Origin of the sequence: Gracilibacillus sp. HCP3S3_G5_2, from assembly GCF_052063305.1 — a bacterium.
GTDB lineage: Bacteria > Bacillota > Bacilli > Bacillales > Amphibacillaceae > Gracilibacillus.
In genome coordinates this window covers 50,718-66,206 of record NZ_JBQHXU010000014.1, presented here as the reverse complement: position 1 = coordinate 66,206, position 15,489 = coordinate 50,718, and the positions used below count along the sequence as shown (strand labels likewise).

The 15,489-nt window shown below is 37.5% G+C and carries 11 protein-coding genes; 8 read left to right on the top strand and 3 right to left on the bottom strand.

The window, feature by feature from the left end:
- Positions 1 to 163: 163 nt before the first annotated feature.
- The gene (locus ACTNEP_RS17930; RefSeq protein WP_441163347.1) at positions 164 to 682 is read left to right on the top strand and encodes a GNAT family N-acetyltransferase; all 519 of its coding nucleotides are present in this window, start codon (positions 164 to 166) and stop codon (positions 680 to 682) included.
- 126 nt (positions 683 to 808) lie between these two features.
- Here ACTNEP_RS17930 and ACTNEP_RS17925 read toward each other — a convergent pair whose 3' ends face one another.
- Positions 809 to 1,891 (bottom strand): AI-2E family transporter, encoded by a 1,083-nt coding sequence (locus ACTNEP_RS17925; RefSeq protein ID WP_441163346.1) that lies wholly within the window; start codon positions 1,889 to 1,891, stop codon positions 809 to 811.
- A gap of 260 nt (positions 1,892 to 2,151) precedes the next feature.
- Here ACTNEP_RS17925 and ACTNEP_RS17920 point away from each other — a divergent pair, with 260 nt between their 5' ends.
- The 4 genes from ACTNEP_RS17920 to ACTNEP_RS17905 all read left to right on the top strand — a co-directional run bounded on the left by ACTNEP_RS17920 (position 2,152) and on the right by ACTNEP_RS17905 (position 7,424).
- Positions 2,152 to 3,870, top strand: coding sequence for a phospho-sugar mutase (locus tag ACTNEP_RS17920; RefSeq protein ID WP_441163345.1), 1,719 nt, complete (start codon positions 2,152 to 2,154; stop codon positions 3,868 to 3,870).
- A gap of 423 nt (positions 3,871 to 4,293) precedes the next feature.
- Positions 4,294 to 5,070, top strand: coding sequence for a TerC family protein (locus ACTNEP_RS17915; protein ID WP_441163344.1), 777 nt, complete (start codon positions 4,294 to 4,296; stop codon positions 5,068 to 5,070).
- 66 nt (positions 5,071 to 5,136) lie between these two features.
- The gene (locus ACTNEP_RS17910) at positions 5,137 to 5,586 is read left to right on the top strand and encodes an OsmC family protein (RefSeq protein ID WP_441163366.1); all 450 of its coding nucleotides are present in this window, start codon (positions 5,137 to 5,139) and stop codon (positions 5,584 to 5,586) included.
- A 443-nt stretch (positions 5,587 to 6,029) separates the two neighbouring features.
- Complete coding sequence (locus ACTNEP_RS17905) at positions 6,030 to 7,424, top strand: L-cystine transporter (RefSeq protein WP_441163343.1); 1,395 nt, start codon at positions 6,030 to 6,032, stop codon at positions 7,422 to 7,424.
- Positions 7,425 to 7,503: 79 nt separating this feature from the next.
- Here ACTNEP_RS17905 and ACTNEP_RS17900 read toward each other — a convergent pair whose 3' ends face one another.
- The gene (locus ACTNEP_RS17900) at positions 7,504 to 10,557 is read right to left on the bottom strand and encodes an efflux RND transporter permease subunit (protein ID WP_441163342.1); all 3,054 of its coding nucleotides are present in this window, start codon (positions 10,555 to 10,557) and stop codon (positions 7,504 to 7,506) included.
- Positions 10,558 to 10,676: 119 nt separating this feature from the next.
- Here ACTNEP_RS17900 and ACTNEP_RS17895 point away from each other — a divergent pair, with 119 nt between their 5' ends.
- Together ACTNEP_RS17895 and ACTNEP_RS17890 are read left to right on the top strand one after the other, a co-directional pair.
- Positions 10,677 to 11,909 (top strand): aminopeptidase, encoded by a 1,233-nt coding sequence (locus tag ACTNEP_RS17895; RefSeq protein WP_441163341.1) that lies wholly within the window; start codon positions 10,677 to 10,679, stop codon positions 11,907 to 11,909.
- A gap of 114 nt (positions 11,910 to 12,023) precedes the next feature.
- Positions 12,024 to 13,067 carry an acyltransferase family protein gene (locus tag ACTNEP_RS17890; RefSeq protein ID WP_441163340.1) on the top strand — a complete coding sequence of 348 codons (1,044 nt, stop codon included), beginning with the start codon at positions 12,024 to 12,026 and terminating at the stop codon, positions 13,065 to 13,067.
- Positions 13,068 to 13,160: 93 nt separating this feature from the next.
- Here ACTNEP_RS17890 and ACTNEP_RS17885 read toward each other — a convergent pair whose 3' ends face one another.
- Entirely contained in the window at positions 13,161 to 14,024 is an 864-nt protein-coding gene (locus tag ACTNEP_RS17885; RefSeq protein WP_441163339.1) for a fructosamine kinase family protein, read from the bottom strand.
- A 114-nt stretch (positions 14,025 to 14,138) separates the two neighbouring features.
- Here ACTNEP_RS17885 and ACTNEP_RS17880 point away from each other — a divergent pair, with 114 nt between their 5' ends.
- Positions 14,139 to 15,476: a sodium-dependent transporter gene (locus tag ACTNEP_RS17880; RefSeq protein WP_441163338.1), complete on the top strand. Its 1,338-nt coding sequence runs from the start codon at positions 14,139 to 14,141 to the stop codon at positions 15,474 to 15,476.
- Positions 15,477 to 15,489: the final 13 nt, after the last annotated feature.

Genomic DNA, 15,489 nt, shown 5'->3' with positions numbered 1-15,489 from the left:
TCCTTTAAACGAAGTACACTTTTTTATCAAAAAATATCAAAATCTGAATTCGCTTTCATTGACTGTGGGGAAAATTCACAATATACTAAAAATACCTGAAAATTTTTTGATTTGCTCGAATAGCAAATGCTAATTTTCAAATAAATGAAAGGGAGAGGATTAAGTGAAGACAATTATTAAAAAATGTACGCTGGAAGATTTACAATTGCTACAGGACATCGGTACAGAAACGTATAACGAAACCTATAGCCATTTAAACACACCCGAAAATATTCATGAATATTTAGAAAAAGCCTTCAATACCGAACAACTTACAAAAGAATTATCCAATCCATCCTCAACATTTTTATTCCAATATGTAGATAATGTCCTGACAGGCTATTTAAAAGTGAACGAAGGAAAAGCACAAACTTATGAAATAGGTGATAATGCACTTGAAATTGAAAGAATTTATGTAAAGAATACCTTTCATGAGAAAGGGTTAGGGAAGTCACTGTTACAAACAGGAATCGATATTGCGAGAGAAAGAAATAAGAGTGAAATTTGGTTAGGAATTTGGCGTAAAAATAAAAATGCTATTGATTTTCATGAAAAGATGGGATTTGAAAAAAGAGGATCTTACTCTATCTATATAGGGGATGAAGAACAAAATAATTACATTATGGTTAAAAATTTAAAGTAAGTTTGCTTTGTCTCGCCGGTCTGTTTCTTCTTATTGAGTGTTCGTTTTATAAGGTAACTAAGGCTTTCGCCAGCATATGTGGCGAAAAGCCATGGTATCTTATATCATCGGTTTATCCTTCACTTTTTAAAACAAATCTGGATCTTCTTCCGGTTGTTTTTTCTCCCATTCATGATAGAAATGCGCAATAATCGTTTTCACCACTGCATAAGCTGGAATGACAAATAATAAACCTAAAAATCCTGCAATTCCTCCCGCTGCTAAAATCAACGTAATTACTGTTAACGGGTGAATAGATAATGCTCTACCCATAACATTAGGTGAGATAAGGTTGCTTTCAATTTGCTGGGCTACTACCATAACCACTGTCGCCCATACTGCCAAGATCGGATCTTGAAAGAATCCAACAATAATAGCAGGGATGGCAGATAAAAATGGACCAAGGAATGGAATGAAATTCATTACTAACCCGAACAACGCCAAGGATAAGGAATAATCCAAGCCAATGATCAAATAGCCGATATAAAGCATAATCCCGACACAAAGACTAACAATAAATTGCCCTTGGATAAACGATGCTAATGTATGATTAATGTTCGCAGTTAATTTTTTGAAGCTTTTTGCTTTACTAGGGCTTAGAAAGTTTGAAACAAAAGGTACAAACTTGTATCCGTCTTTTAACATAAAGAAAAGAAAGAACGGAATTAAGAAAAATGCGAATACAAAACTGAAAATTTGCCCAATTACTCCAATAATACTTGCGGTAATTCGTTCCGCATACTGACTAAAGTTATCCATTACATTTTGAATGGTATTTTCAAATTGCGGTGGTATAATGTTTTGATTCTCTTGCCACATTTCGAACAGTTTCTCCGCATTATCTACCATTTTTGGAACACTTTCCACAAAGTTTGAAAATTGCCTTTGTACAACAGGAGCAACGAAGTTAATAATGATCGTAATGATTAATAGGATCAAGAGAAATACAATAAGTGTACCTGCAAATCGAGGTACTTTCTTTTTTTCTAACCAATTAACAATTGGATTAGTGATATAAAATATAATCCCTGCTCCAATAATTGGGACAGCAATTGCAGTCAGATAAGCACCGACAGGCTCGAATATAAACCTTGTTATAGAGACTAAATAGATTAAGGTGAAAATAAGTATGAGTGTTACGAGAATCCGTATGCTCTTCTTTTCAAACAAAAATGCCACAACCTTTACTGTCATATTCATTAAAACTATTCTATCATATAAAATGGAAAATATGGTATTTGAATGATAATAATAGGGAAGCAAAAATACCAAAAATTAAATGGTCTACCGCTATTGGTAGTCCCATTTGCTAAAAATGTATACATTTTATTAAAAAAGTGATCTGTACAATTGCTATGTGAAAACAATAGAAACGATAGATAGACTATGCTAGTATAGGATTATAAATATTGGATTAAGGGGGAAATCATATGACATGGCAAAATACATTTAAAAAATGGACATCATTTACAGCGCTTGATAAAGATTTATTAAGCCAACTAGAGGAGCTATCCAACAATGAGAAAGAGCTAGAAGATAGTTTTTATAAAAATTTAACGTTTGGTACAGGTGGAATGCGCGGAATGCTTGGACCTGGAACCAATCGAATGAACATTTATACGGTACGTAAAGCAGTAGAAGGTTTGGCAAATTACATAACGAAAAATATCGAACGTGCAGATGAAAGAGGAGTTGTCATCGCATATGACTCCCGTTATATGTCACAGGAGTTTGCTGTGGAGGCTGCAAGAGTTCTAGGAGCACATCATATTAAAGCATATGTATTTGAATCATTACGCCCAACACCTTTGCTTTCATTTGCAGTTCGATATTTACAAACAGCTGCCGGTATTATGATTACCGCAAGTCATAATCCTCCTGAATATAATGGTTTTAAAGTATACAATGAGGATGGCGGACAAGTACCATTAAAAGAGGCTGCTGCTATCATTGAAGAGGTGAACAAAGTAGAAGACGAATTAAATGTTACCGTCAAGAGTAAGGAAGAAATAGAAAGCGCAGGTCTGTTAGAATGGGTTGGGGAAACAGTCGATACTGCTTATCTAAAAGAGTTAAAAACTATCCAAAAGCAAGCAGAAGAAAATACAGTGAATATTGTCTTTACGCCTTTGCATGGAACAGCGCATGATTTGGTATTAAAAGGCTTAGCGCAAATAGGATTTAATAATGTACACGTAGTAAAAGAACAAGCAATTCCCGATCCGGAATTTTCGACCGTTCAGTCACCAAACCCTGAGGAACATCAAGCATTTGAGATGGCAATCGAACAAGGAAAAGCGATTGATGCTGATATTTTAATTGGTACAGATCCAGATGCTGATCGTTTAGGTATTGCTGTTAAAGATGGCAAAGGATCCTATCAAGTTCTTACCGGAAATCAGCTTGGATCCCTTTTATTAGATTATACATTATCCCATTCGAGTGATAAGGAACTAGAGAATGGCCAAGTTATTAAAACGATTGTGACTACTGAGATGGGGCGCGCGATTGCCTCTCATTATGGCGTTAATACGATTGACACGTTAACTGGCTTCAAATTTATCGGCGAAAAAATTAAGCAGTTTGAATCGGATCATCGACATTTTCTTTTTGGTTACGAAGAAAGCTACGGTTATTTAATTGGAGATTTTGTTCGCGATAAGGATGCGGTACAAGTAGCAGTAGCAGCATGCGAAATGGCGAATTACTGGAAAGCAAAAGGTAAGTCGTTATTAGAAGCATTAGATACTTTATATCAACAACATGGATATTATTTAGAAGGATTGAACTCCTTAACGCTTAAAGGGAAAGACGGAGCTGAACAAATCGCAGCAATAATGGAAGATATCCGCAAAAATCCATTTACACAATTAGGTGGATTAAAAGTAACAGCGATCGAAGATTATCAAAGCAGCAAGCGTCAGCTACCGGCAAGTGCAACTGAGGAAGACATTACGTTGCCAAAAGAAAACGTGATGAAATTTTTATTAGAAAATGATGCATGGGTATGCTTCCGACCTTCTGGTACAGAGCCTAAAATCAAGAGCTATTTCGGTGTCAAAACAGATAATGCAGAGAAAAGCAATACTCTTTTACAAACTATTCAATCAGAAGTAGAGGAAAGAATAAACAATATTATTCGTGCATAATGGATGAAAAAAAGTAGAACCTAATGCTATTACGATGATGGTATAGGTTCTCTTTTTTGTACATGGTAAGAATGGATGTACGGAGATTGCTAGCTCTGAGACTCGATAGTGATAATAGGTCATCAACTTGCCGGAATTCTTCCCTATTAAAACATGTGTACTTGTATTACAAAGAGGTAATTCGTGACGCACATTAAGCTTTCTTATCTAATGATTGACAGAAAGTAAAAAAAGACTTATAGTAATAACATACATAAAGGGGAGTAGCTGTTACAATAATTGTCGTCATTTCGGGAGTAATCTCCGGCATTATTGGCAACTCGGACGTTGTAGGCGAGACCTTTACCATCAGTGGTAAAGGTCTCGTTTTTTTGCGTGGTCCTTTACCTGCTGGTGAGGATCATTTTAAAGGAGATGGAGTAGTTGGAATTATTGTTAGAATATGGATGGGTTTTACTTGTATTAATTGGTTTGGAAGGGATCTTAGCAGCAGATAATGCGCTTGTCTTAGCTATTATGGTGAAGCATTTACCTGAAGAGCAACGAAAAAAAGCACTATTTTACGGTTTGGCAGGTGCGTTTATCTTAAGATTTGCTTCGCTATTTGTTATTTCATTCCTTGTGGATGTCTGGCAAGTACAGGCTATAGGTGCAGCATACTTATTATTTATTTCGATTAAACATTTATATGATACCTTTAAGAAGAAACGTAAAGAAGAAACGGAAGCCGAAGAATTGGCAGAGCAAGCCAAGCAGAAAGGCGGAAGTGGCTTTTGGATGACGGTATTAAAAGTCGAATTAGCTGACCTAGCATTTGCCGTCGATTCGATTCTAGCAGCAGTTGCCTTAGCTGTTGCATTGCCTGCAACTGGTATTGGTACGATTGGAAGTCTTGATACAGGTCAATTTCTTGTCGTACTGGCTGGTGGGATGATTGGACTTATCATCATGCGTTTTGCCGCAAATGTATTTGTGAGATTATTGAAAGAACGTCCAGGTTTAGAAATTGCCGCCTTTATTATCGTGGGCTGGGTTGGGATTAAATTAGTAGTAAGTGTCTTAGCCCATGAAGATGTGCACATCTTGCCACATGATTTCGCACACTCTATGGTATGGAAATTAATATTTTACTCGATTCTTGTTATCATTGCGCTTGCCGGGTGGTTCCTATCTGGTAAACAGAAAAAAGCAGAAGCATAAACTTAAACAGATCATTTTGTCACACAGCTAACCATGACTATAATGGGGAGGGAAAGGATGGATGAAATGACCTTACATCAATTTACGTTAAATGCTTCATGGCCAGGTGGCAGAAATGAAGTAGGGCATATTCAAGCAGGTAATTTAAATACAAAAATATCTATTCCTCCAGAAATGGATGGTCCGGGAATAGGAACAAATCCAGACGAAATGTTACTCGGTGCTGCTGCCACCTGTTATTTAATAACGATGGCAGCTATGATCGAACGAGCACATCTCCCCCTCGAGCACTTAGAATTAAGCTCTGTAGGGGATGTGGATGTTACTAATGGGGTATTTACTTATAAACGAATCACGCACCGACCTGTTGTAGCATTAAAAAAAGAAGCAACTGCCGATCATTTAAGACGATTGGAAAAGATCGTGCAACAAGCAGAGTCTTCCTGTATGATCTCACGGGCAATTCAGGGAAATGTTGAATTAGTGTTAGAAGAAGATCTATCGATAGCAACTTAAGAGATTGAGACATAAACTATTTACTTAACATCAAATACGAACGATGCAATACGTATTGTTACGCAACTATAGCCTCTCAAGATTTACTACGAAGCAACATAAGTTAGTGCGTAGAATGTTCCTCATAAAAATGAAAATCCAAACGATTTCAAGGCCTATTTAACAGGGTGCAGTTCATAATCGTTTGGATTTTTTTAATTATAAATTTCTTTTGTCAAAGCCTCTTTTCATGTGTTTAGATGAGTTTGTAGTAAGCCTACATCACATCCATCACTATAAAGGGAGACTATATCAATGTGGGTCTTACAGACGTTTAGCACCGTGATACAAAGTACTAATTATCTCTTTATGGTATGCACCAATCATAAACTTTGACATAGTAAGTAATAACATGTAATATATCCAAGTATTCTTGTAGGGTTAATAGATAAGGAGGAAAAAGAATGGATACAGTTTTTATTTTGATTAATATTGCTATTATGCTCTTATTTATAGGTGTTTTAATAGGCATGCAACGAAAACACGTGTCGTTTAGTAAACGAGTATTCGCAGGTTTAGGTCTCGGTATACTGTTAGGCGCCTTTTTGCAAATTGCTTATTCCGTTGATTCAGAAATCGTCACTGCCACAACAGATTGGTATAACATTGTTGGGAATGGCTATGTTCGACTGTTAATGATGATTGTTATTCCATTAGTAATGGTTTCGATCATTCAATCAATCATTAATTTAGAGAAATCATCTGAATTAGGAAAAATGTCAGCATGGATTATAGGTATTTTAGTAGCTACTGCAATGGTAGCAGCAGTAGTTGGTGTCACAAGTTCATCTATCTTTAACTTGAATGCAGACCAAATTGAAATGGGGCAGGCTGAAACAGAGCGTGCCGCATCATTAGAGGAAACGTTAGGGACTGTTGAAGGAATGTCCACACCACAAAAAATACTGGAATTTATTCCTTCTAATATCTTTTTAGATATGACAGGAGAGCGTGCAACATCTGTTATTGCCGTTGTTATTTTCTCCATTTTAGTTGGTATTGCCGTATTGGGTGTAAGAAGAAAGCAACCAGAACAAGCAGAGAAGTTTGTAGATATCGTCAACACCTTTTACACTGTGATCATGCGTATCGTAACGATCATTTTGCGATTGGCACCATACGGTATTTTAGGGTTAATGGCAAATACAGTAGCCCAAACCAATGTAGCAGGTATTATTGAACTTGGTAAATTTGTCGGTGCATCCTATGTAGCGTTGATCGCTATGTTTATTATTCACATGATTATACTAGCGTTATTTAGGTTAAATCCGTTTGTTTTTTTACGTAAAGTATTACCAGTGTTAAGCTTTGCATTTACATCAAGATCAAGTGCAGGTACTATTCCATTAACGATTCAAGTACAAAAAGAAAGTCTTGGTGTTCATAGCGGTACCGCAAATATGGCGGCTTCCTTTGGAGCAACCATCGGTCAAAACGGTTGTGCGGGAATTTATCCTGCAATGCTTGCGGTAATGATTGCTCCAACACAAGGAATCGATCCGCTATCGCTCGATTTCCTCATTCCTTTGATTTTAATCATTGGTATTAGTTCGTTTGGTGTTGCGGGTGTTGGTGGTGGAGCAACATTTGCAGCATTAATTGTCCTATCATCTATGAATCTTCCGGTAGCATTAGCAGGTTTACTCATAACAGTTGAACCGCTGATCGATATGGGACGCACAGCATTAAACGTAAATGGCTCCATTTTATCTGGAACCTTAACTTCTAAAATTATGAAAAAATTAAATATTGAAACGTATAAAGATAAAGAAGCTATCAACAAGGATATGGCTATCTAAAAAATGGTGCCCCCCCTCTAGTTCTAAGAGGGGGGCTTGTGTTGTAAGATCATTTTACTTTATACATAAAATAATCCTACTACTTTTTGATTCTAATTCGGTCCATTGTTAGATAAAAAGCAGGTAGTAATAATAATGTTAAAGTCGTCGAGAAAATAATTCCCGATACGATGGAAACTGCTAATGGTTTAAATAATACGTCACCAATAATAATAATAGGTGCTAGTGCTGCGATTGAGGTTAAGGTAGTTAAAATAATTGGTCGTAATCTTGCACGCCCTGCTGTGATAATAGCGTTCATCGTATTACCTGCATAGCGTTGTTTATTTTGCTCGATAAACTCGATAATTAATATTGAGTTTCGAACAACAATCCCAGATAAGGATACAATACCGAGTACAGCTAAAAAGCTCAGTGGTTGACCACTTATAAATAAGCCAACAACTGCCCCTGTTACCGCTAAAAATACAGTACTTGTTATGAGAACAGGCGTTATTAAAGAATTAAACTGAATAGCAAGTGTCAGGTAAATGAGGAATAATACAAGTATAAATAATTGAGCCACTTCCACAAAGAACGCTGATTCAGCGCTTGCCTCTCCGTCCTCACTCAATGAATAATGGTCATCTAATGCAGTAAGTTCGCTACGCATGTTTTCGATCACTTGTGAAGTGTCTGCACTAAAGTCTCCTTCACTAGCATCATAGACAGCAATGGTAATCGTCCTTTTTCCATTGTCATGGGTGATTGCCGCCATTTGTTCTTCTAACTTAGTAGATATAAACGCATCATAGGAATAAATCTCTGGCATTCCTTCAGTAGAAGTGACAACAGCATGAAGTGCGCTAAGGTCAATGGCATTTTCTGCTCCTTCATCCAATACAATTTCCATATTTAGTCTGCCCTTATCGGTATTTATATCAGATAATGGAACACCTGCATTTGCTAATTGAAGAGTGGATGTTACTTGGTTGATAGGAATACCATTTTTAGCCAAGAAATCCCGATCTATTTCATATGTTTTTACCGGTTGGCTAGTTCCTGCATTAATGGTTGCGATGTCAACAGAGTCAAGTGCATGAAGCTCATCTTTTAATTTCATCGATTTTTCTAACAGGATATCCAAATCAGGCCCTTGAAGCTTTAATTCCATTGTTGGCGAGGGTGGTGGACCAGAGACAATCGTTTCTAAGAAAATTTCACCGTCCGGAAATTGTTCTCGTAAGGCATCCTGATAATTTTCGATAAATGCACTAGCAGATGATTGCTCACGATTAACACGAATAGCTATTTGTCCGGTATTTTCACCAGACCTTGTCAAACTAGAATTAAAGATATTGGGCAAGCCACTGCCAGTATACCGAGCCGTTTCGGTGATGAAGTCGGCATGATCATGAATATAGTTTTCTATCTCTGCTAATGCTTGGTCTGTTTCTTCTAGTCCGGTACCTTCCTCTATCGTGAAAGATAGTGTAACTTCTTGACGGTCTGCAGCAGGGAAGAATTCAAATGGTACTTTTATCACTAACAATAGCAATAATATACAAACGATCGTTCCACTCATAACAGTAATCCAAGGTTTTTTTATCGTAATTGGCAGAATTTTATCGGCGTATAGACCTTCTAACCACCGCAAAAAATTTGTTAATATGCCAACCTGTCGCTTCTTTGTACGATATAACTTTAATTGTCTTGTATATTGAATCGTAGGGATAACCGTTAGAGCGATCAAGGTTGAAGCTATAATGGTGCCGATGAGCGCAACCGGTAATGCACGAATAAAGTCACCATTACTACCTGATAGAAAGGTTAACGGAAAGAAGCTGAACACGATTAATAAAGTAGATGTCACGATCGACAATCCCACTTCTTTCACGCCTTTTTTTACTCCTTCAAGTGGTGAGGCCCCTAATTGATAATGGCGCATAATATTATCATTAACAACAATCGCATCATCGACTAATATACCGAGAGCCACGATAATACCTATAATCGAAATTTGGTTAAGGTCCACTCCTGTATATGGTAATGGAATTAAACCGATAGTAATAGAGATCGGAATTGCCAACGCTACTAATATAGAAGAGGACAATGGAAGTCCTAAAAACATAATGATCAAAACAGCGAGAAAAGATATCGCTAATGATGTTAACAAATTGGTATATACTTCATCGATTACAGTACTTTGTGAGTAGAAGCGCTCTACTGTGACATCAGCAGGTAAGTCTTTTTTAAAGTCAGCTACTGCTTGATCAATTTCGGTTTGAAGGTTGGATATATTTACAGCATTTTCTGCAAAAATGGTAATGGATAATCCCGCTTGATCACGGTGTGTAATTAAATCATCTAATGCCTCGTCTTCAATGGAAAGGCTAGCAAGATCAGATAATCGTATATCTGCTGCTACGTAAATGTCCTCTAAATGTGTAAGCTCATCAATCGTGTCTATATTTAGCAGAATATTTTGATGCTCATTCTGTTCCGTTCCTAATGCACTTGGACTTAACTCATTTTGAATGGTTTCGATCACTTGATAGGGCTGAATCTGATATTCAGCTAAAAGTTCTTGATCTAAAGCAATACGTACTTTCTGCTCTGGTAAGCCTTTCATCGAAACAGAGGCAACCCCTTTTAAATCACTTAGGGTGGATGTCCAATCCTCCATTTGCTCTCGGAGAGAAAGTAGTTGTTCATGGTTTTCGCTTAATATATGATAGGTAGCAACGCTTGAGGTAGCAAGATCTGTTTGTACATTGGGGGACATTGCTTCGTCCGGAAAGTTTTTTTGCGCATCCTGTACAGCTTGTTGTATAGCAGCATAAACAGTATCCGTGTCTATACTATCCTTTAAGGTGATCGTTAAGGTTGAAAAACCGTTTGTTGAAGTGGAGGTGACTTGATCAACTCCGTCTGTTCTTAGTATTTCTTCTTCAATAGGGTTTGTAATCTTCTGTTCGACTGTTTCAGGATTTGCCCCAGGATAAACCGTTGAAACTGTAGCGATATTTTGTTCAATCTCTGGAATATCCCGTTTGGGAATTTGCACATACGTGAAGATACCCATAATGATAAATAATAATACGAATATCCAAACAATTTTGCGATATTTTATTAATGTTTTCAATCTCTTCACCTCATCTTATTTTTAATTGTATATAAGAAAATAAGCGATTACAACAAGCGTTTGCATTTGCATTTACACAGTATTCAGGTAGCATATTATTGTAGCTATATTTTGAAGGAGGTTGAAACATGCAGGAATTAATGAAAAAATATGCACAACTAGCATTACATACAGGTGTAAATTTACAAGAAGGTCAAGGCTTATTGGTCCAAGCTCCAATAGAAGCGATTGAATTTGTTCGAATAGTTGTGAAAGAAGCATACGAAAAAGGTGCAAAAAACGTCCATGTTGAGTGGAAAGATGATGAGTTAACCTATTTAAAAATGAAGCATGCGCCAATGGAGGTATTGGAAACATTCCCTGAGTGGCGTAAGGAAGCCATGGTAGGTATGGTAAAAGAAGGGTATGCGATATTAAATATTTATGGTGAAAATCCTGATCTATTGCAAAATATTGATGGTAAACGGATGGCTGCCGTAACGAAAGCAAGCTCGATTGCGCTTAAAGAATATCGTGATTACTTGATGAACGATCGGGCACGTTGGTCGATTGTTGGTTATCCTACGACAGCGTGGGCACAAAAGATCTTTCCATATTTAAATGCAAAAGAAGCGAAGCAAAAACTATGGCAGGAAATTTACCGCATCGCCCGAGTTGATCAGGAAGATCCAATTGCGGAATGGAAAAAGCATAACGAATTATTACGAAACGCTCGTGAATACTTGAATGAAAGAAATTATACGAAACTCCACTTTCAAGCAGAAGGAACGGATTTAACAATTGAATTGCCGGAAGGACATATTTGGCATGGTGGAGCAGCAAAATCAACAGATGGAATTGCGTTTAACCCGAATATTCCGACAGAAGAAGTATTTACGATGCCACATAAATACGGAGTCAATGGTCATGTTGCAAGTACAAAACCGTTAAGTTTTCAAGGCCAGTTGATTGACAACTTCACGTTAACGTTTAAGGACGGTAAGGTGATTGATTATACATGCGAGACAGGGGAAGAGGCGTTAAAACAGCTATTAAAAGCGGATGATGATGGTGCATCTCGCTTAGGTGAAGTGGCATTAGTACCACACGAATCTCCTGTCTCACAAGCAGGGATTATTTTCTTTAATACACTTTTTGATGAAAATGCATCTTGTCATATTGCATTGGGTAAAGCATATCCAACAAATATAGAAGGCGGTTCTCATATGACAGAGAAGGAGATGGATCAACATGGTGTCAATGACAGTATTGTCCATGAAGACTTTATGATTGGTTCTGCAAATATGAATATTGATGGAATTACAAAAAATGGGCAAAAAGAAGCAATCTTCCGAGACGGTGCATGGGCCATTTCGTTTTAATTGCAATATTTTGACATAGCGATTACAAATTGTTAACAATAAACGGAATTACTTTTTGTTCTGCCTTAAAGAGGGTAATATGGAGTAAAAGCACAAAAAGGGAGAATAAAGAAGATGCAACGTGAAGCTTATTTTGATAATGCCAAGCTCTTGTTTATATTTTTAGTTGTGTTTGGTCATCTAATTCAACCTTTAAAAGAAAACATTGAATTAGTCAATGTATTATATCAATGGATTTATCTTTTTCATATGCCAGTATTTATTTTAGTAAGTGGCTTTTTCGCGAAAGGTGCAAGTGATAAAGGATACTTGCTAAAATTAGTGAAGCGGATCTTATTCCCATATTTCTTATTCCAGCTTTTTTATTCCGTTTATTACTTAGGAATTGGGAAAAGTAGCTGGGATGCCACGTTGTATGACCCACATTGGGGATTATGGTTCTTGCTAAGCTTATTCAGCTGGCACCTACTATTGATTGGTTTTAAAAGATTGAAACCTTTTTATGGAATATCAATTGCCTTTGGGATTGGTGTTTTGGTCGGTTATTTACCATTTATCGGCCCATCATTCAGTTTATCCAGGACACTAGTCTTCTTTCCGTTTTTCTTAATTGGTTACTGGTTGTCTAAGGAACAACTATTCAACTGGCAGACAGTGAATAAAAAGGCAATAGCAGTAGGCTTTTTAATAGCCGTGTTTGTGGTAAGTTATGTAACACCTAGTATCCCATCCCAATGGCTTTTTGGTTCCCATTCTTACCAGGCATTGGATGTAGCAGCTAGTGGAGGGTTCATCCGTGCCTTATTATACCTAGTAGCGACATTGATGGTTTTCTCGGTATTATTATTAATCCCGAATAAACATTATTCGTTTACCCCATTGGGACAAAATACCATGTACGTCTATTTACTGCATGGAGTGATTATTCAATACGGTCGTCAGCAGAATTTGTTGGCAGTTGACCAAAACCTTGATACATTGGGTATTGCTGTCATTGCAGCTGCGATCGTTTGGTTCTTGTCCTCCAAATGGGTTGTAACCTTTACCCAGCCAATTGTGGAAGTAAAAACTGATCACATACAACAATGGTGGAAAGAACGAAAAAACAAACAACAGCCACCAAAAAAAGTATATCAATACCAAGAAAAGTCATCATAGGATGGCTTTTTTTGGTATCCCCATAAACGGATAAAAATATACCTAAATGGAAGCTATATTCATATTTATTAGAATGGAGGAGGAAAAACACGATTATTCGCTTTGATAACGTGTAAGAATTTGGTCGACACTTTGGCCATAGCTTTCACCAAACATATTCAAATGGACCAGTAAATAAAACAACTGATATATTGGCTTTACTTCCTCATAGTAATCCTCCAATGGAAAGACTGATTGGTAACTTTGATAAAAATCAGCCGAGAATCCGCCAAACAGTTCCGTGAATGCTATTTCAAATAAATGATCTCCATATACGACAGAAGGATCGATTAAATAGGGCTCACCATTTTTGCCTGCAAGCCAGTTACCACCCCATAAATCACCATGTAACAGTGATACACGAGGAACTTTTGGAAGGTATTGATCCAAACGAGCTAATAAAGCTTCCATACGCTCCCGTCTTTTATCATTCATTCTTCCTTTTCTAATCGCAAGCTCTAATTGGGGAAGAAGGCGCTTCTCTTGGTAATAGTCGACCCAATTATCATACCAAGTATTATCCTGCGTCAACTCTCCGACAAAGGTAGTTTGGTCCAATCCATACAAAGTACCGGACGTAGCCAAATGTAAAGCAGCTAAGCCTTCTCCTAACCAACGACCTGTTAAAGTATTCTTTTCTCCTTCTATCCATTCCATTATCAAGGTAATTTCCTCATCCCCATTAGCGATATCATAATGATAAACTGTTGGAACAGCGATGGTATTGGTGGCACGAATTCGCTCCAAACCATCTGCTTCTATTTGAAAAAAGTCGGTTGGTACGCCTCGGTTCGTTTTGATAAAATAATTCCTTTCTTCTGTTTGGACATAGTAAGCCTGATTAATATCGCCACCAGCTACAGGTTGAACAAGCTGAACAGGAGAATGATTCCTGATTAATGCTAATTTTTCTTGCATAATGTTCCCTCCTTGTAAAACTACTATATCATCTAAAACTCATGGTAGAAAAGAGAAGGTGTATCGTGTACAATTAGGAAAGAATTTATTTATCTGTAATAGAGGTGAAAAGAGATGCAACGAGAAAACTGGGCATCAAGACTTGGTTTTATGTTAGCAGCAATGGGTTCTGCTGTTGGATTGGGAAATATATGGCGTTTCTCCTATGTAGCTGGTGAAAATGGTGGAGGCGCATTTTTAATTTTATATATTTTAAGTGTGTTAGTTATCGGTATCCCATTATTACTGGTAGAAGTAAGTATAGGAAGAAAGGCACAAAACGATATTGTCGGTTCATATAAAAAATTGGCACCTAAGCAACCATGGTTTGTCGTGGGCTATTTAGGAGTTGCGAGTGCTTTTCTGATTCTAAGCTTTTACAGCGTAGTAGCCGGCTGGTCACTATATTATTGGTGGAGCTATGTAACAGGTAAGATGACAGAAATGCCGGACATTGGGTTTGGTGGATCTTTTGAGGCATTTATCTCACAGGATTACGCTCCGTTATTCTGGCATGCCCTTTTTATGGGGATTACTATGTTTATTGTGTTGGTCGGCGTTAAAAAAGGTATCGAGCTTGCCAATAAAATATTAATGCCGATTTTAGCATTAATGATGATTGGATTGGCGATTTATAGTGTGACATTGCCAGGTGCAGGTGAGGGACTTGCCTTTCTTTTTCAACCAGATTGGTCAGTTTTAGACGATCCATCTGTTTATATCGCAGCATTAGGGCAAGCATTCTTCTCCCTTAGCTTAGGGGTTGGTACGATGATGACGTACGGTAGTTACTTAACGAAGCAACATCAGTTACCCGGTGCAACAGTTGGAATAGGGGTAATGGACACACTATTTGCTATTGTTTCTGGAATTGTGATCTTTCCGGCTGTATTTGCCTTTGGCATTGATCCTAGCTCTGGTCCGCCACTTGTTTTTATTACCTTGCCAGAAATCTTTTATCAAATGAATTTTGGTAATATTGTTGGCTTGATCTTCTTCACAGCATTAAGCTTAGCGGCCATTTCTTCCTCTATTTCCTTGCTGGAGGTACCAGTTGCTTATTTGATGCGCGCAGCTAAGATGTCGAGAAAATTAGCATCATTTATTGTTGGTATCATCATTTTTGCGTCTGGTGTGACTGTTTCCTTAGGAATGGGGAAATGGAGTGGTATCACCTTAATTGGAGATCGGAACATTTTAGATTCCATGGACTTCCTGTCGTCAAGTGTTTTCTTGCCGATTGGCGGTGTAACGATGGCATTATTCGTCGGCTGGTATTTTACTAAACAAGAGGCACTGGAAGCATCAGATTTAACGAACAATCGATTTGGCCCTTACTGGTATTTGCTCGTGAAATTTATTGCGCCAATCTTGATTGCTATCATTTTCTTAAATTCACTTGGAATTGTATAATAGCGTGAGAGAG

Excerpts from the sequence above, each read along its gene's own strand:
- ACTNEP_RS17920 (WP_441163345.1), top strand. The coding sequence starts at position 2,152 with ATGACATGGCAAAATACATTTAAAAAATGGACATCATTTACAGCGCTT.
- ACTNEP_RS17910 (WP_441163366.1), top strand. The coding sequence starts at position 5,137 with ATGACCTTACATCAATTTACGTTAAATGCTTCATGGCCAGGTGGCAGA.
- ACTNEP_RS17905 (WP_441163343.1), top strand. The coding sequence starts at position 6,030 with ATGGATACAGTTTTTATTTTGATTAATATTGCTATTATGCTCTTATTT.
- ACTNEP_RS17895 (WP_441163341.1), top strand. The coding sequence starts at position 10,677 with ATGCAGGAATTAATGAAAAAATATGCACAACTAGCATTACATACAGGT.
- ACTNEP_RS17890 (WP_441163340.1), top strand. The coding sequence starts at position 12,024 with ATGCAACGTGAAGCTTATTTTGATAATGCCAAGCTCTTGTTTATATTT.
- ACTNEP_RS17885 (WP_441163339.1), bottom strand. The coding sequence starts at position 14,024 with ATGCAAGAAAAATTAGCATTAATCAGGAATCATTCTCCTGTTCAGCTT.
- ACTNEP_RS17880 (WP_441163338.1), top strand. The coding sequence starts at position 14,139 with ATGCAACGAGAAAACTGGGCATCAAGACTTGGTTTTATGTTAGCAGCA.